The organism is Marinobacter salinisoli, assembly GCF_017301335.1.
Taxonomy (GTDB): domain Bacteria; phylum Pseudomonadota; class Gammaproteobacteria; order Pseudomonadales; family Oleiphilaceae; genus Marinobacter; species Marinobacter salinisoli.
This window is the reverse complement of the sequence record NZ_CP071247.1, coordinates 1,706,531-1,726,876: the sequence shown is the minus strand read 5'-3', so window position 1 is coordinate 1,726,876 and position 20,346 is coordinate 1,706,531. Positions and strand designations below refer to the sequence as shown.

General features: G+C 56.5%; 19 protein-coding genes. 10 read left to right on the top strand and 9 right to left on the bottom strand.

The annotated features are described in order from the left end of the window. Positions 1-121: 121 nt before the first annotated feature. From LPB19_RS07870 to LPB19_RS07855, 4 genes are all read left to right on the top strand, one after another. Positions 122-928 (top strand): cytochrome C assembly family protein, encoded by an 807-nt coding sequence (locus LPB19_RS07870; protein ID WP_206645510.1) that lies wholly within the window; start codon positions 122-124, stop codon positions 926-928. A gap of 79 nt (positions 929-1,007) precedes the next feature. Further along, positions 1,008-2,288 carry an HlyC/CorC family transporter gene (locus LPB19_RS07865; RefSeq protein ID WP_206645509.1) on the top strand — a complete coding sequence of 427 codons (1,281 nt, stop codon included), beginning with the start codon at positions 1,008-1,010 and terminating at the stop codon, positions 2,286-2,288. 227 nt (positions 2,289-2,515) lie between these two features. Next, positions 2,516-4,732, top strand: a complete 2,217-nt coding sequence (locus LPB19_RS07860) for a DUF1631 domain-containing protein (RefSeq protein ID WP_206645508.1) — start codon at positions 2,516-2,518, stop codon at positions 4,730-4,732. A gap of 364 nt (positions 4,733-5,096) precedes the next feature. Next, positions 5,097-5,525 (top strand): TonB family protein, encoded by a 429-nt coding sequence (locus tag LPB19_RS07855; protein ID WP_206645507.1) that lies wholly within the window; start codon positions 5,097-5,099, stop codon positions 5,523-5,525. 12 nt (positions 5,526-5,537) lie between these two features. Here the strand turns inward: LPB19_RS07855 and grxD are convergent, their stop codons facing one another. Next, positions 5,538-5,864, bottom strand: coding sequence for a Grx4 family monothiol glutaredoxin (gene grxD, locus LPB19_RS07850; protein ID WP_206645506.1), 327 nt, complete (start codon positions 5,862-5,864; stop codon positions 5,538-5,540). 225 nt (positions 5,865-6,089) lie between these two features. Between grxD and argF the strand changes: the two genes are divergently transcribed. Both argF and LPB19_RS07840 read left to right on the top strand, forming a co-directional pair. Then, the gene (argF, locus tag LPB19_RS07845; RefSeq protein ID WP_206645505.1) at positions 6,090-7,004 is read left to right on the top strand and encodes an ornithine carbamoyltransferase; all 915 of its coding nucleotides are present in this window, start codon (positions 6,090-6,092) and stop codon (positions 7,002-7,004) included. A gap of 4 nt (positions 7,005-7,008) precedes the next feature. Next, a complete protein-coding gene (locus tag LPB19_RS07840; RefSeq protein WP_206645504.1) occupies positions 7,009-8,082 on the top strand; it encodes an ABC transporter ATP-binding protein in 1,074 nt (357 codons plus the stop codon). An 8-nt stretch (positions 8,083-8,090) separates the two neighbouring features. Here the strand turns inward: LPB19_RS07840 and glpK are convergent, their stop codons facing one another. The 8 genes from glpK to dinB all read right to left on the bottom strand — a co-directional run bounded on the left by glpK (position 8,091) and on the right by dinB (position 17,915). Next, positions 8,091-9,572, bottom strand: coding sequence for a glycerol kinase GlpK (glpK, locus tag LPB19_RS07835; RefSeq protein ID WP_206645503.1), 1,482 nt, complete (start codon positions 9,570-9,572; stop codon positions 8,091-8,093). 259 nt (positions 9,573-9,831) lie between these two features. After that, on the bottom strand, positions 9,832-11,406 hold the full coding sequence (locus LPB19_RS07830; protein WP_206645502.1) for an ATP-binding protein: 1,575 nt from the start codon (positions 11,404-11,406) through the stop codon (positions 9,832-9,834). A gap of 66 nt (positions 11,407-11,472) precedes the next feature. Then, positions 11,473-12,201: a response regulator gene (locus LPB19_RS07825; protein ID WP_206645501.1), complete on the bottom strand. Its 729-nt coding sequence runs from the start codon at positions 12,199-12,201 to the stop codon at positions 11,473-11,475. 227 nt (positions 12,202-12,428) lie between these two features. Next, the gene (locus LPB19_RS07820; protein WP_206645500.1) at positions 12,429-12,899 is read right to left on the bottom strand and encodes an FKBP-type peptidyl-prolyl cis-trans isomerase; all 471 of its coding nucleotides are present in this window, start codon (positions 12,897-12,899) and stop codon (positions 12,429-12,431) included. After that, the gene (locus tag LPB19_RS07815; protein WP_206645499.1) at positions 12,899-15,109 is read right to left on the bottom strand and encodes an acetyl-CoA hydrolase/transferase C-terminal domain-containing protein; all 2,211 of its coding nucleotides are present in this window, start codon (positions 15,107-15,109) and stop codon (positions 12,899-12,901) included. The genes LPB19_RS07820 and LPB19_RS07815 overlap by 1 nt, the downstream gene beginning before the upstream one ends. Before the next feature lie 131 nt (positions 15,110-15,240). Beyond that, complete coding sequence (locus tag LPB19_RS07810; RefSeq protein WP_206645498.1) at positions 15,241-15,561, bottom strand: hypothetical protein; 321 nt, start codon at positions 15,559-15,561, stop codon at positions 15,241-15,243. A gap of 223 nt (positions 15,562-15,784) precedes the next feature. Then, complete coding sequence (locus tag LPB19_RS07805) at positions 15,785-16,822, bottom strand: NADP(H)-dependent aldo-keto reductase (protein ID WP_206645497.1); 1,038 nt, start codon at positions 16,820-16,822, stop codon at positions 15,785-15,787. 28 nt (positions 16,823-16,850) lie between these two features. Then, entirely contained in the window at positions 16,851-17,915 is a 1,065-nt protein-coding gene (dinB, locus tag LPB19_RS07800; protein WP_206645496.1) for a DNA polymerase IV, read from the bottom strand. A gap of 116 nt (positions 17,916-18,031) precedes the next feature. Between dinB and LPB19_RS07795 the strand changes: the two genes are divergently transcribed. From LPB19_RS07795 to minD, 4 genes are all read left to right on the top strand, one after another. Next, positions 18,032-18,313: a DUF1244 domain-containing protein gene (locus LPB19_RS07795; RefSeq protein ID WP_206645495.1), complete on the top strand. Its 282-nt coding sequence runs from the start codon at positions 18,032-18,034 to the stop codon at positions 18,311-18,313. Continuing rightward, the gene (locus LPB19_RS07790) at positions 18,310-18,690 is read left to right on the top strand and encodes a HopJ type III effector protein (RefSeq protein WP_206645494.1); all 381 of its coding nucleotides are present in this window, start codon (positions 18,310-18,312) and stop codon (positions 18,688-18,690) included. Before LPB19_RS07795 ends, LPB19_RS07790 begins: the two co-directional genes overlap by 4 nt. Continuing rightward, positions 18,687-19,457, top strand: coding sequence for a septum site-determining protein MinC (minC, locus tag LPB19_RS07785; protein WP_206645493.1), 771 nt, complete (start codon positions 18,687-18,689; stop codon positions 19,455-19,457). Before LPB19_RS07790 ends, minC begins: the two co-directional genes overlap by 4 nt. A 76-nt stretch (positions 19,458-19,533) precedes the next feature. Continuing rightward, on the top strand, positions 19,534-20,346 hold the full coding sequence (gene minD, locus LPB19_RS07780) for a septum site-determining protein MinD (RefSeq protein ID WP_206645492.1): 813 nt from the start codon (positions 19,534-19,536) through the stop codon (positions 20,344-20,346).

Sequence of the window (20,346 nt, the reverse complement as noted above, 5' to 3'; positions counted from 1 at the left end):
GATTCCAGTTGCATAATCGAGACATTATAAACAGACTATCGCCCTGAAACGACCGGCTCGGTCAAATCGGTGCACCAGAAACACCGATTCTCTGTTTGTACAGCATTTAAATAAGGACATCATGGGAACGCTGATTCTCGCGGTCACCTCTCTCCTTTTATACAGCGTTGGTACCGCACTGCAGGCGCTCCAATTCAGAGGCCGCTTCCACAGTAACCTGACCGTGACAACGGTTATTGGCGTGCTTGCGCTGATCAGCCACGGTCTGATGATCACCCAAAATCTTTATAACGACGGCGGCTTTGACTTCAGCTTTTTCAAGAGCTCTGTCCTGATTTCCTGGCTTGTGGTTGCATTACTGGTCGGTCTGAACCTGCGCAAGCCAGTGCAGAACCTGTTTCTCGGTGCTTACCCGCTCGCCGCACTCACCATCATTCTGGCGCTCATCACGCACACCCCATCCCGACTGGTTCCAGGTGACAGCTACGGCATGCTGTCGCACATCGCGCTGTCGGTAACCGCATACAGTCTGTTCACATTGGCGGCCCTGCAAGCAATCCTGCTCCACATCCAGAACCGGCAACTGAAGCACAACTACAACAGCCTCCTGGTACGCAACCTGCCGCCGCTGCAGACTATGGAGTCACTGCTGTTTGAGCTGGTGTGGACAGGCGTGGTCGTGCTGGTACTGGCAATCGCAACCGGCGCCTTGTTCGTCGAGGATCTCTTTGCCCAGGATCTGGCGCACAAAACGGTGTTCTCTCTGCTCTCACTGGCGGTTTTTGTTGCCCTGCTGATTGGCCGATACACCAAGGGCTGGCGGGGTATGACGGCAAGCCGGTGGACACTTGCCGGCTGCGCTCTTCTGATGCTTGCCTTTTATGGCAGCAAATTCGTTCTGGAGTTGCTCTTCCAACGAGGCGGCTAACAGCCTGAGGCGCTCAACTTGACACCAACCGCCGGCACCCCTATTTTCCGAACTTGTCAGTAACATAAGGACACCTCTCTTGAACGAAACATCGCTTACCGCGCTGTTTATTCTCCTTGTCGGTCTCATCCTTCTTTCCGGTTTCTTCTCCAGTTCTGAGACCGGCATGATGTCCCTGAACCGGTACCGGCTTTCGCACCTGGCCAAAACTGGCCACAAAGGAGCCAAGCGTGCCCAGCGTTTGCTGCAGCGCACGGACCAACTGATTGGGATCATCCTGATCGGCAACAACTTCGTGAACATCCTGGCGTCATCCATCGCCACGGTTATTGCCATCGAGCTTTGGGGCGATGCTGGTATTGCCATCGCCACCATCCTTCTGACCCTCGTCATCCTTGTGTTTGCCGAAGTAACGCCGAAAACCCTGGCGGCATTGTTTCCGGAGAAAATCGCCTTTCCGGCCAGCTATATCTTGGGCCCGCTGCTGCGAGTCCTCTATCCGCTGGTATGGGCAGTAAACCTCTTTACTGGCGCCATCCTCAAATTGCTCCGGATATCACCGGAAGAAGCCGCCAGCGACCACCTGAGCCGCGAGGAGTTGCGCACTCTGGTCAACGAGGCGGGCAGCCTGATACCCGCCAAACACAAGGACATGCTGGTCAGCATTCTGGACCTGGAGAAGGTCACCGTTAACGACATCATGGTGCCGCGAAACGAGGTCGTTGGCATCGACCTCGACGACGATACCGACACCATCCTGCGCCAACTCAGAAGCAGCCAGCACACTCGGCTGCCGGTATTCAAAGGCGACATCAATAACATCCAGGGGATTTTGCATCTGCGCAGCGCCTCCAAACTGGTTCAGCAGGAGGAGATCAACAAAGCCATGATCATGCAGCTGTGCCAGGAGCCCTATTTCATCCCGGAGAGCACGCCACTCAACACTCAATTGATCAATTTCCAGAAGGGCAAGCGCCGCTTTGGTGTAGTCGTCGATGAGTATGGCGATGTTCTTGGTCTGGCCACCTTGGAGGACATACTGGAAGAGATCGTTGGCGAGTTCACCACAGACTATGCCGCCACCAGCCCGGATATCATTCCACAGGAAGATGGCACCTATATCATCGATGGCACAACAGCGGTTCGGACCATCAACAAAACTCTGGGCTGGAAACTGCCCACCGACGGCCCCAAAACCCTGAACGGACTGATCACCGAGGCATTGGAAAACATCCCCGAAGCCAACGTGTGCCTGCGGGTAGCCGGACACCGGCTTGAGGTTCTCCAGATCAAGGACAACGTGGTCAAGGCCGCCATCATGCACCCCCGGAAACGACGCAAACAACCCCGGATATCGTGATCAGCTTTTAAACCACGGTTCGAACATCGGTTTCACAAGCTTGCGGCGCCCCACAAGCCTGACTGAAAACACCGATACCCCTACACCGGCAATATATGACGGGCATCCCAGCTCAACGTTAATTCATGGGAAGTTTGGTGAAAATGGGGTAAATTTAACCAATAACTAAAACATAAGGAATGCAAGCTCGGTCATGTATCCGGTTGAGGCGCAAACAGGAGTCTGCCATGAATAAGCAGCCCGGCATACATTACCTCCGTGAACACCAGGACGCAGGCACAGCAAAGGCCCTGCCTGCAGAGGTAACCCGAATCCGGGACACCGTTGTCGCCGGCCTGAGCGATTTGCTGCAAGGCGCGTTCGACGCAGTGGACGACTCGATATTTGAACTCGCCAACAATGCCCGTAGCAACAACGAGCAAAACCGGCACTTCGAGGCGATGCGGGAAATCCGTATCAAGCGCAAGGGCGTGGAGAAGCAGTTCCAGAGCGCCGTCATCTCACTATTTTCTGACCCGCCTCAAAGCGGTCAACCGACCACTGATATTTCTCGGCCCACAGATACGGCCGAATCGCTGTCGCTTCTGGAGAATGACGCGCTTGAGGAGCAGGTTGCCCTAAACGCCATGGCCAACAAGGCAAGGGTGCACTTTCAGGGCCCACTGCTGCAACTCCAAACACGCTTTAGCCAGATTTACCCTGGCGCAAGCGACCAAACGCCCGTCAACCCGCTGGCTCCGGAACATCTTTGCGAAGCGTTCGCGAATGCCATCGAAGGACTCGATATCAACCTTCGTGAGCGACTGATACTCCTCAAGCAGTACGATCGCTACGTTATCTCCAATCTGGGCATGTTGCTGGACGAGGCCAACCGAATTTTGATTCAGGCTGGCGTCATCCCCAACTTCCGCCATCACGGGAAAGTCAGCACGCAAAAAACTGCCCGCGCAGGTACCGACCGGAATAGCGAGCCCACTACGCAGGTGGCTCAAAGCGAACAGTCGGATGGTCGGGATAACAACGCGCTGTTCGACCAGATCCGGCAAATGCTGGCCAACCAGCGCACCAGTGCCGACATGCCTGTGCGGTCATCCGATCCCAACCTCCGGGTGGTTGCCGATCATGAACTGGTGGATTTGCTCAATCGCATGACATCTGCCGCCCCTCGCCCCATCAACGGCAACCTGAGCGACGGCGACCCCATCGTTCTGGACCTTCGACACCTCGTTCAGCAGATGATTGCCAAAGCAGATGCGGGCGGCGATGGACGGGAACCAGCACTGAACGAAGCCGACGAAGATCTGATCAATCTGGTCTCGATGCTGTTCGAGTTTATCCTTGACGATTACAACCTTTCCGCCCCCGTACAGGTTCTGATCAGTCGCCTGCAGATTCCGATTCTGAAAGTCGTCCTGAAAGACAAAGGCTTCTTCAACAAGTCCACGCATCCGGCACGTCGCCTGCTGAATTCCCTGGCACGCTCCGGCATTGGCTGGAGCTCCAGTGACGAGAAAGCCAAGGACAAGCTCTACAACCAGATTCACACCACGGTACAGCGCATACTGGACGACTTTGATGGCGACATCAGCCTGTTCGAAACCCTGAACGAGGAGTTTGAAGCCTTCCTTGAGAAAGAGAACCGCCGGGCATCACTGGTCGAGCAGCGGACCCGGGAATCCGAGCGCGGGCGCATCAAGTCCCAGAAAGCGCAGGAGACGGTCGACCAGCTGCTGAAAGAGAAAGTGGCTCGCTACAAGCTACCCAATACCATCGACAACATTCTGATCAATGGCTGGAGCCGCGTTCTTTTTCTTGCTTACCTTCGGGATGACACGGAGCACCGCTGGAAGGACCGCGTCCGGGTTGTCGATGACCTGATCTGGTGTCTTCGCCCTCACCGTGACGATCACGAGCGTGACCAGTGGGTCAGACTTGTTCCCAAGCTTTTGAAGGAAATCCGCTCCGGACTCGAGGAAGTGTCCTACAACTCCTCACGCCTCGATGACATGATGGGCCAAATCAAAGTGGAGCTAACCGAAGCGTTCCGCACCAACGCTGATATCGAGGCATCCCCCAAGTCTCTCTCAGGTCCCGACCAGCCGGAGGCAGGCGCCGCTCAAAACAAGCCCCGCCCAGGGCAGCAGTACTTTGAGGACGCAACAATGCCAGAATACATCGGCCAGATTGATAATTTGTCGATCGGGCACTGGGTGGAGTTCCGCCTGATCAACGGCGCCAGCTTTCGCTGCAAATTATCTGCGGTCATAGAAGAAGCTGACACATTCGTCTTCGTGAACCGCATGGGGCTTAAAGTGATCGAAAAGAACCGGACTGAACTCGCCCAGGAGATGCGGCGCGGCCGCCTGACGCTCTTGGCGCAGGGCGCCCTGATCGATCGAGCACTGAATGCGGTGGTCGGCAATTTAAGGAACAAGACACCCTGATCGAATGTGGGAATCATCCAGCCTTAACCAAAGCGTTCCGCCGCAGTACCGTATAGGCTTGGCCCTTTCGACGGCCATTTTGGTACACACGGTGATTTTGTCGTTCGCGCCCGCTCCCGATCTCGAACCCGAAGGACACCGACAGAAGATGAGCTTTGAGCTTGTACCTGCCGCAAGCCGCGCTGATGCTCCGCCAGCAAACTCATCAAGGAACCATGAAAGGAATCCACAGTTCGCAATCCCGCCACTGCAGGAGGCGCCACCGGCCTCCCTTCCCGACATCAGATCAACAGCGTCACCGGAAAAGATCACCATTGCTCAGCCGGTGAAAGACCTCTCAAGCGCCAAAAAAACAGCCCCCAAGGTGCCCCAACCCTCATCGAACCAGCAGAGCGGCAGCAGCGAAAACGCCAGCGCTCCTGACACCCGGAATGAACTTGCGGTCGCGCAAGCCGATGGGCGGGATACCGTCAATCAGGTCACCAGCACCCCTGCTGAGCAGGACCCGTATATCGTGACCCTGGCTATCCATCTGGGCCAGCAAATCGAGAGGATGCCGATAGCCGGGATCAACCAGCTCCGGGAGAAAGCATCACTTGAGGTGGAGCTGCAACTACTGGACAACGGCGCGCTGACCAGATCGAGATTGCTGAAGTCATCGGGAAATAAACGGCTGGACAATGCGGTTTACCACGCATCACTGGCGGCCAGTCCTTACCCGGCACCACCAGAGCACTACCAAGGCCAGAGCCGCTTCGAGATTCAGTTAATCTACTCCCCGAAACGACTCTGACGGCAGATCAGGTCAGGCTTCAGCCTGCTTGGCAGCTGCTTTAACCATATTGGCAAGCTCGCCACTTTCTGACATTTCCAGAACAATGTCGCAACCGCCGACCAGCTCACCATTAACGTACAGCTGCGGGTAGGTTGGCCAGCTGGAGTAAACTTTCAGAGCCTCACGCAGCTCCTGGTTATCCAGAATGTTAACGAAGGCGAAACGCTCGCCGCATGCCATCAGCGCCTGCACGGTCTTGGCAGAAAAACCGCACTGAGGTGCCTGCGGAGTCCCCTTCATATAGAGGATGATCGGGTTTTCGTCGAGTTGGCTTTTGATGGTTTCGTTAATATCCATGAGCAAAGACCTCTTACGGTAAACGGAATTGCCCGAAGGCAAGTGGACTGAGTGCATTGTACACGCCCGGCAAACTGCGCACCAAACCTGCAAGAGCACGTCCGTAGAAGCACGGAGTACGCCGTTGTCTTCCTTTTTACGAGGGGCTAGACTTGGAGCCCATTTTTTCCCCGATTTTTAACCTACCCTCGCAAATTGGGTTACGCAGATATGAAGGACCATTGAATGGCGGCACGGCACTTTCTTACGCTGAATGATATGACGGTTGCTGAACTGGATGACCTGGTGAACCACGCCAGCAAACTCCGGACTGAGTGGCGCGAGGGAAAAGTCAGGGAATCTCTGAAGAACCGGGTCCTGGCCATGATTTTCGAAAAATCCTCGACCCGAACCCGCGTGTCCTTCGAGGCCGGCATGACACAACTGGGCGGCTCCGCCCTGTTTTTATCACCACGGGACACCCAGCTCGGCCGTGGCGAGCCGATTGAAGACTCCGCCATTGTGATCTCCAGCATGGTCGATGCGGTCATGATCCGCACCTTTGCCCACAAGACAGTGGAGCAATTCGCGGCGGCCTCCCGTGTGCCTGTCATCAACGCGTTAACTGATGATTTCCACCCCTGCCAGCTGCTTGCCGACATGCAAACGTTCCGGGAGCACCGGGGCAGCATCAAGGGCGCGACCGTGGCGTGGATCGGGGATGGCAACAACATGTGCCACTCTTACATGAACGCGGCCGCCCAGTTTGGTTTCCACCTTAACGTGGCCTGCCCAGAAGGCTATGAACCAGATTCCGAACTGATGGCTACCCAGCGAAGCCATGTCACTCTATTCCGGGAGCCTGCGGATGCGGCCAGGAACGCCAACCTTCTGGTGACCGACGTCTGGGCATCCATGGGACAGGAAGAAGAGCAGCAGGCTCGCGAGCGGGCTTTCAAGCGTTATCAGATCAATCGTGAACTGATGAAACTTGCTGACAAAGATGCCCTGTTCATGCACTGCCTCCCAGCCCATCGCGGGGAGGAAATTTCTCACGATATGCTGGAACATCCGAGCTCGGTTGTCTGGGATGAAGCGGAAAACCGCCTGCATGCCCAGAAAGCGCTGCTTGAATTCCTGATTCTGGGAAAGCTGGACTGATTCAATGACCCCAAGCACTACGGTAACCGGCGACTGGCTGCTCGAAGTCAACAATCTGTCTTGCGGCTATGGCGGCGACTCCGTCATCCGGGACATCAGCTTTGCGCTCAGTCATGGTGACATTGGCTGCCTCCTCGGCCCGAGCGGTTGCGGGAAAAGTACCATCCTCAGGGCGCTGGCGGGATTTCTGTCACCCAACACCGGCGAAATCCGGCTTCAGTCTCAGGCCATTAGCCTGCCAGGCCGGACACTCCCCCCGGAAAAGCGCAAGATTGGCATGGTATTTCAGGACTATGCCCTGTTCCCTCACCTGACCATTGCGGACAACGTTGGGTTTGGCCTGAAGGACCTTGCCAAATCGGAAAAACGCCAGAAGGTCATGGAGCTTCTCAAACTGGTTCATCTTCAGGACCTGGCCGATAACTACCCGCACGAACTGTCCGGCGGTCAGCAACAGCGCGTTGCTCTTGCCCGGGCACTGGCGCCGGAGCCTACGCTGATCCTACTCGACGAACCGTTCTCCAACCTGGATGCGGATCTGCGCCGCCGGCTCAGCCTGGACGTTCGGGAAATCCTCAAGACCCTCGGCATCAGTGCCATTCTGGTCACCCACGACCAGCAGGAAGCCTTTGCCATGTGCGACCAGGTGGCCGTGTTGCGAGACGGCCAGATTCAGCAATGGGACGTGCCCTACAACCTTTACCACGAACCGTCCAACCGGTTCGTCGCAAGCTTCGTTGGCCAGGGAGGATTTATTCCGGGCAGAACACTGGGGCCGGACGCCATCGACTCCGAACTCGGCGTTATTCATGGGAACCGGGCCTACAAGTGGGAACCCGGCACTCTGGTTGATGTCCTGATTCGTCCGGATGACATCGTCTACGACCCGGACTCCGACCTGCGCCCAAAGGTAATAGAGAAAACCTTTGCCGGCACCTCTACTCTCTACCGGTTCCGCTGTTCGGAAGAAACCGAATTCGAGGCACTGTTCCGTAGCCATCTGGATTTTCATCTGGGCGAATCCGTGCCCGTGCGCGTGGAGGCGGATCACCTGATCGCCTTCGAGCGCACAGGTTGAGACCCGATTCAGTTATTACAGATCCGCTCTACGGCGACAAGCCAGCCCGAGTACAGGGATTCGCGCAGGGCAGGAAGCATCACAGGATGAAACTGACGCTCGCACTCCCAGAGCGCTGAGAGTTCGTCCAGACTTTCGTACACGCCCGTTTGCAGGCCAGCCAGAAACGCCGCACCCAATGCGGTTGTTTCTGTCACTCGCGGACGATCGACCGTCACATTCAGGATGTCGGCGAGGAACTGCATGACCCAGTCATTGACCGCCATTCCACCATCAACCCGCAGCCCCTCAAGGGGCGCACCATCATTCTTAATGGCACGAACCAGATCCTTGGTCTGATAACACACGGATTGAAGCCCGGCCGTCACGATTTCGGCAATGCCAGTATCGCGGGTAAGCCCCATGATCGCTCCCCGGGCATGGGGATCCCAGTGCGGCGCCCCTAGGCCCGTAAAGGCCGGCACCAAATACACCGGATTATTGACGCCAACGGCTTCGGCGTGAGCGGTGGATTCACTGGCGTGATCAATCAGCTTTAAACCGTCCCGCAGCCACTGCATGGCCGCCCCGGCCACAAAGATACTGCCCTCCATGGCATAACACGGCTTGCCGTTGAGACGATACGCAACCGTGGTCAGCAGCCGGTTTTCGGATCGAAGTGCCTGATCCCCGGTATTGAGTATCAGAAAACATCCGGTGCCATAGGTACTCTTGGCCATACCCGGCTGAAAACAGGCCTGGCCAACCAAGGCCGCCTGTTGATCACCGGCAATACCGGCAATGGGGACGGGCGCCCCCAGCCAGTCCGTCTCGGTCGTGCCGAAATCCGCTGCGCTATCCAGGACCTCTGGCAACAGGGCCTCAGGCACACGGAACAGCTCAAGAAGCTCTTTGTCCCAGTCTTGAACGTGGATATTGAAAAGCGCGGTTCGCGATGCATTGGTCGCGTCAGTGAAGTGGGATTGCCCACCGGTCAAGTTCCACAACAACCAGCTATCAACCGTTCCGAAGGCCAGTTCACCTGCTTCCGCGCGCTGCCGGGCACCGTCTACGTTATCCAGAATCCACGCCGTTTTGGTTGCGGAGAAATACGGATCAATCAATAAGCCGGTCTTTTCCACCACCAGATCTTCGTAACCATCGGTTTTCAGCTTGGTACACAGTGACGCCGTTCGACGGTCCTGCCAGACAATGGCCCGATAGATCGGCTCTCCGGTCTTCCTGTCCCAGACCACGGTGGTTTCACGTTGATTAGTGATGCCAATACCGGACAAATCCGAAGCCTGAATACTGGCCTTAACCAGCGCACCGCGACAGACCGAGAGTGTGCTCTCCCAGATCTCCGTGGCGTCGTGCTCTACCCAACCATCTTTAGGAAAAAACTGACGAAATTCCTGTTGATCAACACCAATGATGGTGCCCTTGTCGTCAAAAACAATAGCGCGCGAACTGGTCGTTCCCTGATCGATGGCAAGCAAATAGCGGCTCATGGGTTCCTCCGATGGTTTTTACCGGATTCTAACAACCAGCGCACAATTGAGGGTGGAATCAGCACAAAAAACGGAAGGAAAAGCAAAAAAAAGGGCCGGAAAACCGGCCCTCAAATGACGAATGAAACAAGGAAAGTTCGTAAGAACTACAACCTCAAAAGTCATCCCTTACACCTGCTAGTATTGGCAAGCACCCCCGCCAAATCAGTAGCGGTTGTGTAGTGGCTTTGTTACATAAGGTGAGACGGAGAGACCCAGCTCACACTATGGAGTCGACAGGCTTCTTGCGTGGCCAAACCAGGCTAAAACGAGCCCCGCCCAACACCTCGGAACGTCCGACAAACGCCTGCCCCCCATGCCAATAGAGAATGCGGCGGACAATGGACAAGCCCAGGCCATAGCCGCCCGAGGTGCGGGTTCGGCTGTCATCCAATCGCGCAAAGGCGGTAAAAACCTTTTCCCAGTCCTCTTCGGGAATACCCGGCCCATCATCTTCAACGTCGACCCGGCAGTTATCTTCATCAATGTGGCAATGCACCCGTACACGCCCGGCTGCATAGCGCCCGGCATTACCCACAAGATTCTGAATGGCCCGGTGAATGTACCGGGGCTCGATATCCGCCATGGCCCATTGTTCCGCGCCCTCATCGATGTCGGCGTCAATCGTCAGGGCCGGACGAATCAGCTGCTGCTCGGACACCACCTGCCGAACCAGATCCGTGACCGATGCTTCCTGCAGGGAAAATACCGGCCCCCCCTGCTCCAGCCGGGCGTAGGTCAGGATTTCATCAATCAGCTCATCCAGCTCCTGGATATCGCCATCAATCCCTTCCAGCTGCTTTTCAAGCTTCTTCTCATCTTCGCAGCTTTCAATCATCTGAACACCAAACCGAATCCGAGCCACAGGCGTTCGCAATTCATGGGACACCGCGTGAATCATTTCCCGCTGCACCTGAACCAGTCGCTGAATGTGTTCCGCCATGCCGTTGAAAGAGGCCGCAAGTCGCGAAACCAGGGTGCCCGAGCCAGACTCAACCCTGGCTCCCATTTCGCCCCTCGCGATACGCACCACCACGGACTCAACCATTCGCAAATTGTTATCGACCTCCCTTAGCGCGAGCACCAGCACCGCCGCCAGCACACCACCTACCGCGATCACGAGAAGAAAAATAACGGGCAACGCCCAGGGGTCAAACGGTGCGGCCATGTCAAGACGGAACAATTCGCCGTCCGACAACTGCATTAAGACATGGCCCCGGTCGTCCGAGTCATCCTCGAAGAAAACAACACCCCGGCGAAGCACCTGTTCCAGAACCTCATCAGAAGGCAGGGACTCCGGTTCGGCAACCCGCCTTATATCGACGGCGAGCGCATCAGCCAGCTGCTGGGCCAAGGTAGCCCGATCGGCCGACATGGCGGAATCCAGATGGCGAAGCGTGATCATGGCCGTCGCCTCGGATACACCCCGGTATAGATCCGGAAAGCGAACTTGAATGACACGTCCATCGTCGGTCTGGGCAAGCACCCGATAACCGACACCGGTTTCCAGAGAAACAACCTGGTTGTAACCAAGGCGCTCCATAATCACCGGCTCCAGCCCCGCCTCCTCCGGACTGAGAATCCGAAAATCATAGCCGGCATGCAGCCAATGTTCCGGCGCATTCAGGTCGGGATCACCGATCAGCCAGCGCATGAGAGGTTCCGGGAAGTGTTCATGCCAGGCCATCGAGCGCACTGCATTGACGCCCACGAAGAGAGCGACACACAGCAGCATGACCAGCACCATCAGGCCGGCAAATCGGGCATAGAGTTTGAGAAAAAACGTCAGGGACATGTCACAAACCCTGCTGGGAGCGGCCGATGAAGACGCATTTCCTCATCGGCTCTGGCGGCAGCGGACTCAGGCTTCCTTAACGAACAGATAGCCTTTGCTGCGAACGGTCTTAATACGGCGCGGGTGAATGGGATCATCGCCGATCTTCGGACGAATCCGCGATACCCTGACGTCAATGGAACGATCCTGCCCGTCGTACTCAATGCCGCGCAGGGCTGTGAAGATTTCCTCCCGGCTCAGTACTCGGCCGGCATTGCTGGCGAGCAGCCAGAGCAAATCGAACTCGGCACTGGTCAGGTCGATGCTTGCGTCGTTAAGCCAGGCCTCGCGCATGGAACGGTCAACCACCAGGTCGTTGAACTGAAGCCGAACCGGCTCTTCACCACTGCCTTTGTCTTCACCTGCCTGCCCGGACTCGGTGACACGACGCAACATGGCGCGGATACGTGCCAGCAGTACGCGAGGTTTGACCGGTTTACCGATGTAATCGTCTGCGCCCATTTCCAGGCCGAGTACCTGATCAAGGTCATCGGTGCGGGCGGTCAACATAATGATGGGGCCATTGAAGAACGGGCGCGCCCGGCGACATATGGACAACCCGTCTTCCCCCGGCAGCATGAGATCGAGCACCACCAGGTCCGGCTGCTCATTCCGAATACGTTCTACCGCTGCGCCTCCATTGGTCTCAAGAGACACTTGCAGGCCATTGCTCTCCAGATACTCTCTGGTCAACTCTGCCAGTCGTTCGTCGTCTTCGACAATGAGAATTCGCCAACTTTCGTTCGTCTGTTCCACGCCGTCGTCTCTGATTTTGTTATCGCGGGTTTCGAGGATCTACCTGCCACCAGGGGCCGATAGCCTGATGTTTCAACAATTATACATGTTGCCCCAGAATATACATGGAACAACGCTCCCGTTACACCCCGTGACAGAGCATAAACAAGATAAGTACCCAAAGCGGGTCACAAATATGTCGTTGATAGGGTCACTCACGGGCCATAAACGCAAGTGGCCGCATTGCTTCAGAAAAGAGGGCGACCCTGAGCCACCTCTTCTTCGGTCGCCTCCCGGCGCCCGACGATCTCCAGATCGAAATAAAGGGTGTATCCAGCCAGGGGATGATTGGCGTCGACCTTCACCAGATTGCCATCAATGGCAACCACCTTGACGATCTGGGCTTCGTCCCCGGTGTTGGTCTGGAACTTCATCCCGACCTCAAGCTTCTCAATGCCCTCGAAAAGCGACCGGGGAACCTTGCGAATCAGTTCCGGGTTGTGATCACCGTACGCCATCGCAGGCGGGACCGTCACCTCGAGGCAATCCCCGACACTGCGATCTTTCACGGCTTGCTGGATGCCCTCAATGATGCTGGGACTGCCGTAGAGGAAATGCAGAGGCTCGCCGCCTTCTGAAGTATCGACCAGCTCACCAAGCTTATTCTTCAGAATGTAGTGAACCGTGAAAACGTCGGGTTTGGCATTTGCGTCAACCATTAGCCGTTGGTCTTTCCTGTGTTGGTGGGTGGATCAGTGATTTGCAGGCCATGCATCACCAGCCGCTGATCCAGCGTCTGCTTCAGCCCCTTCGGATCAGCCAGGTCCATGCGCTCTAGCAGCGGACGGTAAATGCCCTGTTCATCCCGGGCCCGTATGGCCTGCAATATGACGCGCAGTTTACCACGACGGCTACCGGTTTCGGCCTTCAGCGCTTTAAGGGCTTTCCCTAACCTCAATTCATCGTCGGTAAAATCACAACCGAACGGGAACGCCGGGAACAGGTCTGGCCGGCCCGGAGCCGACAATGCCCCTCGAACCGTATCGGGCGTGTTATTGCACCAGGAATCCGGCAACCGGAAGGCGGCGTCGACTTTACCAGCCTTCTGCGCCTGCTTTAACAAGGAAGGCTGGAAGCGCGAATCGGCAATACGGATCAGACGCAGATACACCTGCTCATCGGATTGCCCTCGCAGATCGGCGATACCATATTCGGTGATCACTATATCCCGCAGATGCCGGGGAATCGTGCAGTGTGCATAGTTAAAGACAATATTGGACAGGGTCTCTCCGCCCGATTTACGGGTAGCCCGCATGGTGAGGATGGAACGACCACCGGGCAATTCATGAGCCATGGCAACGAAATTGTACTGTCCCCCCACGCCACTGACCACGCGGCCGTCATCCAAGCCATCGGACACCGCCGCGCCATTGAGGGTGTACATCATGGCTGAGTTGATAAATCGTCCATGAACCCGCTGGGACGCTTTCAAACGCTGATTGCCATAGCGGTGATCATACAGCTGGTTGATGTAGTTCACACTGGTCATACAGATCTGGGACCGCTGCTCTTCGCTCATTTCCCTCAGCGCCTGATAAAAACGCTCCGGGCCCACGTAGAAGCCACCGTGCATGATGATACCGCCCCGCAAGCGATCGCCAAGAAGATACGCAGCGATGGCCTGGCGTGCATCGGGGTTATCCAGATTACCTTCGACCGAGTGTTCACCGATCACCAGCCGACCACCACGGAATTCCACTGAACCTTTCAGCACCCCCACACTCACGAGCCAACTCACGTCCCGCGCCCTGAGCGGTGAATCGATCAACTGGTGCTTGCGAAGCACATCCAGTGACTCGATGGTGATGCTTTCGGACAGCTCGCCTGTGTTGATCAACTCCTGCAGGTCGGCATTGTCATAGACCTGACGGCGCAGAACCCCCGCCTGCATCAGATACAAAAAGCCGTCCACCATCATCTCGCTGCAGCCGTAGAGACCTTCTTCAAACGTCCCGGTCCCACCGTCAGTCGCGGCTACGGGGAACTGACCCGCGACATCAAGATGCTGATACACGGCCTGCCAATCGTCGTTCTGGGTGTGGCGAAGAATAGTGCTGTACACCAAAGCAGCGCCAAGGGAACCGATGCCGACCTGCAGGGTACCGCCATCGCGCAGCAGCGTGCTGGCATAGAACCCAATCAGGTGATCCTCGGGACTGATCGCCAGGGCGGGCGCTGAGAACAGGGGGTAATCCGTGGAGGGCTGTTCGAACACCACATCGAAATCCGTCTCTTTAACCGCAGCGTGGTGCCCCAGGTAAGGAAGGTTGCGATTGAGCTCTGCAACCAGAGCCACTGACTGCCCGCCGGCCTCACGTTCACGCATCAGCGGAATCAAATCCAGCGTCAAATCCGGGTTACAACTAAGGCTCACCCGCCCCGGCTCGCCCGAGCGATCGCCCGGTGACACCATCTGAGCCACGACATTAATGCCCTGTGCCATCAGGTCGCGCACCGCGTGGGTGTAGTTACTACTCACGTAATGGCGTTGTTGGGAGCGGTTATTCAGGTAGCTGCCGGCCTTGAAGAAGAACTCCGACACAGTGACGTTGGGCGGCAGCGTATTACTCGATACGGCCCTGGCATAGGCCAGCTCTGGGATGTCGCCATACAGGCGTTTGGTGAAAGGTTCGAGGAAACGTTTTTCGAGAGAGGAGCCGCCTTTCGGTGCCAGCAACGACAGCGCCGTAACGATATGCAGTTTGATCTCCGGGTCCGCTTTGGCGCGCTCATAAAGCGCATTGGCAAAACGCACCGGTTTTCCCAACCCAAGTGGCATGCCAAGCGTAACGTTCTTGCCTACCCGACGAATGACCTCGTCGACACAAGCCTCGACATCGTTCAAACGACGACCGCTTTCCTGCGCCATCTCCAAGCTCCTTTCTTGTTTTCAGCCCGTTGTTTGAGCAACGATCATCACACGGGCGATCAGGAGTGGCAACGTATCAGGAAGGCTTTTGTACTTTTTTCAGGGAGAAATCAACGAAAGACTGACGTGGATCAGAAGTTCCACTTCAAATTCAGGCAGGCGCCCTCGTTCAGCAGAGCCAGACCATGATCCGGCTGGGCCGGCTCAGAGGCAAACCGCTTGCCGGAGTCAGTGCGGGAAAAGGTCCAGGTCAGGAGGCGAGAGCCAAGTTCGGAAAACACGCCGATCGAGCTGTCGTCCGGGTTTCCGGTCAGGCGCTCCTGCGCTCCCAATACCTGCTCGACAGTACTGGCTTCCGCCCTATCATCGAACACAAGCTCATCGGCTTCGGCACGCACCACAAAGGCGACCAGGTTGAGAGCAAGCAATACGACAAATATGCGAATAATCATGAAACTTCGGCAACCTAAAATGCGAGATGTAAGCCAATATCGAATAAGTCTAAAGTCTAATGATTGTGCGCGGAAAAGGTGTGAAGTTGTACACAAACCAGTCATTTATTTGTCATTGTTTAACTTTCTTTTTGTCAAAAAATAATCCCAAATATTTCGACGTGTAACCAATCCAGGCTCTGCCCCGGCCGCTGGCCAGGGCAGAGACACCCGAAGAAGGTCTTCAGGGGCAAGGATAAGTATATGTTTGATGCAGTTTTTCTATTGACTCCAGAACTTCATCGTCCAACTTTATGCTGGCAGACCCGAGGTTTTCCCGAAGCTGTCCCATTGTCGTCGCGCCAATGATGTTACTGGTGACAAAACTCCGACTATTTACATAGGCCAAGGCCAGTTGCACGGGCGACAGCCCATGCCCTTTGGCAAGATCCACGTATGCCCGTGTCGCTTCCATTCCTCTGGGCCCGGTGTAACGGCTGAAGCGCTCAAACAGAGTCAAACGCCCCTTCTCTGGCCAGACATCGCCGAGATATTTGCCCGACAGCATGCCAAACGCCAGTGGCGAGTAGGCCAAAAGCCCGACCTGTTCACGATGGGCGACCTCAGCCAGCCCCACCTCAAACGAACGGTTCAGCAGGTTGTAGGGATTCTGGATACTGACCGGCCTCGGCCACTCGTTTTCCCGAGACAAACGCAAGTACTCCATTGTCCCCCAGGGTGTCTCGTTCGACAGGCCGACATGGCGGATCTTGCCTTCCCGAACCAGCTCATCCAGGGCACCCAGAGTTTCCTCTATGGGAGTGAAGTGTTCGTCCGGCTTGTGCTGGTAGCCTAATTTGCCAAAGAAATTGGCAACACGATCCGGCCAATGCACCTGATACAGGTCAATGTAATCCGTCTGCAAGCGTTTCAAGCTGGCCTCGCAGGCTTGTCGAATGTGTTCCCGGGTCAGCCGGGGGCCCCTGCGCAGATAGCTCAGACCATTGCCGGGTCCGGCGACCTTGGAGGCAATCACCAGATCGTCCCGTCGCCCCCGCCGAGCCAGCCAGTTACCCAGATAGGTCTCGGTCAGACCTTGAGTTTCCGCCCTCGGGGGAACCGGATACATTTCGGCGGCATCAATGAAATTCACACCCTGGGCAGTGGCGAAATCCAGCTGTTCAAAGGCCTCGACCTCGGTATTCTGTTCGCCCCAGGTCATGGTTCCGAGGCAAATCAAACTGACATCGAGATCGGTATTACCAAGTTTTCGGGTTTCCATTCAGTCCTCCTGTTGTTTATAACCACTATCAGTCAAACAGTCTCAGTTGAGTCACCGGCGCCTCGTCATTGCGAAATCGCACGCCCAGACCAAGCAACCTGACAGGACGGTCCCGGCCGGACACCAGTTCTCTGAACAGTGGTAGATAGTCATCGGTTTCCGGAGCCTCAATGTGCTCCCTGACGCGCTCCAGCGTGTGGGTGGAAAAGTCACTGTAGCGAACTTTGACGAACAGCTTGTGGATGGGTTTCTTCCGGGCCTTTCGGGCCAGGCGCTGTGTGAGATCAGCCACCAGCGAGGCCATCACGGATTCACAGGCCGCCCGATCCGGCAAATCCTGAGAAAAAGTGCGCTCGACACTGATGGATTTCGCGACCCGGGAGACCACCACGGGCCGCTCGTCCCGACCATTGGCCATTTCGTGCAGTCGATAGCCCTGCTTGCCGAAGCGATCAATCAACACCTCCGGTGCCAATGTTCGCAAATCGCCACAGGTTTTCACGCCCAGAGCGTGCAGCTTGTTAGCCGTCACTTCACCGACACCAAAGAGCTTCTCAACCGGCAACTCGAGCACAAACCCGTCAACATCCTCGGGCCGGATGACGAACAGGCCGTCAGGTTTCTGCCAGTCACTGGCGATCTTGGCCAGAAACTTGTTGGGAGCCACACCCGCCGACACCGTAATGCCAACCTGCTCACGGATACGCTCCCGCAGCTGGCGAGCCATCAAGGTCGCGCTGCCCTTGCACTCCGTTACTTCGGTCACATCCAGGTAGGCTTCATCCAGCGACAAAGGTTCCACCAGATCGGTGAGTTCTCGAAGAACTGCCATGACCTGTTGCGACGCAGCCCGATAACGCGCCATGTCCGTCGGTACGGTTACCAGGCCCGGGCACAGACGCCGGGCTTCACTGCCGGGCATGGCGGAACGGACCCCAAAGGCTCGGGCTTTATAGTTGCACGTGGTGATGACGCCTCGCCCGCCCTCGCCGCCCACTGCCAACGGAACTTCTCGCAGCGTTGGGTCGTCACGCATCTCGACGGCGGCATAAAAACAGTCGCAATCAATGTGAATGATTTTGCGCTGGCGCATGGCTCAGAGGCTCGCCTCACGGTATATGTACATTTATACAGCCTTGTATCTTAAGCTAACATACTGAGAATGTCAGGAAGCGCAGTGATAGCTACACAAAAATATCGTGAGGCCCCATGAGCAACCCTATTCCAGAATCCCGTCGCACCGAAATAGAAGCGGCCGCCTTCCGCCGCCTGGTCAAGCACCTGCAGGAGCATACCGATGTCCAGAACATCGACCTGATGAACCTGGCCAGCTTCTGCCGGAATTGCCTGTCCAAATGGTACCGCGCTGAAGCGCTCGAACGCGGCTTCGAAATTTCCGACCCGGATGCCAGGGAAGAGATTTACGGCATGCCCTACGAAGAGTGGAAGAGTCGATATCAGACCGGGGACAAGCAGGCTCACAAACAGTGACCGTCAACGAAGCAGTGCGCATCCATCTGGCGTCACTGGCGGCGGGGCATGCTGATTTTGCCGAAACCCTGGCTCTGATCGAACGGCATTTCGACTATCAGCCCACAGCGTTTCACAACGGCCCGCTGACCAATGCCCCCGGCGAAAACGCCGGTTCCTGCCGGGTTTTCGCCCTGGGGCGCTATTGCAACCTGGCAGAGTCCGATACGCTAAGGCTGTTTGCCGAGCACTATCGGCAAGTCGTCGAAGACCCGTCCGGCAGCAGTCATGCCAACATTCGGCAGTTTATCAGCACTGGCTGGTCGGGCATTCGATTCGACGCCGACCCCCTCAGGCCGCGACAAACGCAAAATACCACGGAAGAGAAACACCCATGACCGATAACGCCAACACTGGGGTTACACAGGTTTTTCAGCTCAAAAGCGCCAACCTTTCAATGACCGCACTGGAGCTGCACTTTTTCGATAACGATGAGTTTGAAGCCACACTTCGGGACAAAATCAGTCAGGCTCCCGGTTTCTTCAAGGATATTCCGATCATCATCGGCCTGGAAAAGTATCAGGGCCCGGACAGCGAGCTGGATTTCTTCAAAATCATCGGCATTTGCCGGCGCCACCACATGCATGTCGTGGGTGTTCGTGGTGGAACCGACGACCAACGCCGGCTGGCGCGGGGAGCGTCACTCGCTCTGTTGCCGGCGGCGGCGCAGCGTGAACGCGTCGAAGAACCAAAACCTGCCGCAGAGGACACCAGCAATGAAGAGGTTGCTGTCACTCAGCCGGTGGTTGAGACCAGGTCCGGCGAGGCAGTGCCCGCCCGGGTGGTGTCGCAGCCGGTACGTTCCGGCCAGCAGGTTTATGCGCCCGAGGGCGACCTGATTATTCTTGCCTCGGTTCAGCCAGGGGCTGAAGTGCTCGCGGCAGGCAATATTCACGTTTACGGACCGCTGCGCGGCAGAGCCCTGGCCGGCATTCACGGCGCGGAAAACGCGCGCATATTCTGCCAATCTCTGGAAGCGGAGCTTGTGTCCATTGCCGGACACTATAAAATTTCAGAAGATCTTCAGAACGACGGCTGGAAAAGCGCCGTTCAAATCCAGCAAAAGGACGATTTGCTGGTGGTAATGCCACTAGACAAAGCCTGACAGTAAGACAAAATACAACAATAGAATCTTTCATTCGGCATATACGACGAACTCACCGTGATACAGGAAACGAACCTTGGCTAGAATCATTGTCGTCACCTCAGGAAAAGGCGGCGTTGGCAAAACCACCACCAGCGCCTCAATCAGCACCGGTCTTGCCAAGCGCGGCCACAAAACGGTTGTTATCGATTTTGATGTGGGCCTGCGCAACCTGGACCTGATCATGAACTGCGAGCGACGGGTCGTTTACGACTTCGTCAACGTCATTCAGGGTGAGGCCTCCCTGACTCAGGCCCTGATCCGCGACAAGCGGGTCGAAAACCTGTACATCCTGCCGGCCTCTCAGACCCGCGAAAAGGAAGCCCTGACCAAAGACGGTGTGGAACGAGTGATTAACGAACTGTCCGACAGTTTCGACTACATCGTGTGCGATTCGCCGGCTGGCATCGAGCACGGCGCCCTGATGGCCCTGTATTACGCCGACGAAGCCGTTGTCGTCACTAACCCGGAAGTCTCATCGGTACGGGATTCGGATCGCATTCTCGGGATTCTCCAGAGCAAGTCCCGCCGGGCCGAAATGGGCCAGGATCCGGTTAAGGAACACCTGCTGCTGACCCGCTACAACCCGGGACGAGTAGAGCGCGGCGAAATGCTATCTGTCGCCGATGTCGAAGAAATTCTCGCCATCCCGCTACTGGGTGTCATCCCGGAAAGCCAGGTTGTCCTGAACGCTTCCAACCAGGGCGTTCCGGTCATCCTTGAAGAAGAGAGTGACGCCGGACAGGCCTATGATGACGCAGTAAGTCGCCTGCTGGGTGAGGAGCGCGAACACCGCTTCATGACCGCGCAGAAGAAAGGCTTCTTCTCGCGCATGTTCAAGGGAGGTTAA

What these genes read in the sequence shown, in the direction of transcription:
- LPB19_RS07810 (WP_206645498.1), bottom strand. Translation starts at nt 15,561, where the DNA reads ATGATTATTCGCATATTTGTCGTATTGCTTGCTCTCAACCTGGTCGCC.
- LPB19_RS07805 (WP_206645497.1), bottom strand. Translation starts at nt 16,822, where the DNA reads ATGGAAACCCGAAAACTTGGTAATACCGATCTCGATGTCAGTTTGATT.
- LPB19_RS07860 (WP_206645508.1), top strand. Translation starts at nt 2,516, where the DNA reads ATGAATAAGCAGCCCGGCATACATTACCTCCGTGAACACCAGGACGCA.
- LPB19_RS07870 (WP_206645510.1), top strand. Translation starts at nt 122, where the DNA reads ATGGGAACGCTGATTCTCGCGGTCACCTCTCTCCTTTTATACAGCGTT.
- glpK (WP_206645503.1), bottom strand. Translation starts at nt 9,572, where the DNA reads ATGAGCCGCTATTTGCTTGCCATCGATCAGGGAACGACCAGTTCGCGC.
- LPB19_RS07830 (WP_206645502.1), bottom strand. Translation starts at nt 11,406, where the DNA reads ATGTCCCTGACGTTTTTTCTCAAACTCTATGCCCGATTTGCCGGCCTG.
- grxD (WP_206645506.1), bottom strand. Translation starts at nt 5,864, where the DNA reads ATGGATATTAACGAAACCATCAAAAGCCAACTCGACGAAAACCCGATC.
- LPB19_RS07815 (WP_206645499.1), bottom strand. Translation starts at nt 15,109, where the DNA reads ATGGCGCAGGAAAGCGGTCGTCGTTTGAACGATGTCGAGGCTTGTGTC.
- minC (WP_206645493.1), top strand. Translation starts at nt 18,687, where the DNA reads ATGACCGATAACGCCAACACTGGGGTTACACAGGTTTTTCAGCTCAAA.
- LPB19_RS07795 (WP_206645495.1), top strand. Translation starts at nt 18,032, where the DNA reads ATGAGCAACCCTATTCCAGAATCCCGTCGCACCGAAATAGAAGCGGCC.
- dinB (WP_206645496.1), bottom strand. Translation starts at nt 17,915, where the DNA reads ATGCGCCAGCGCAAAATCATTCACATTGATTGCGACTGTTTTTATGCC.
- LPB19_RS07840 (WP_206645504.1), top strand. Translation starts at nt 7,009, where the DNA reads ATGACCCCAAGCACTACGGTAACCGGCGACTGGCTGCTCGAAGTCAAC.
- LPB19_RS07820 (WP_206645500.1), bottom strand. Translation starts at nt 12,899, where the DNA reads ATGGTTGACGCAAATGCCAAACCCGACGTTTTCACGGTTCACTACATT.
- argF (WP_206645505.1), top strand. Translation starts at nt 6,090, where the DNA reads ATGGCGGCACGGCACTTTCTTACGCTGAATGATATGACGGTTGCTGAA.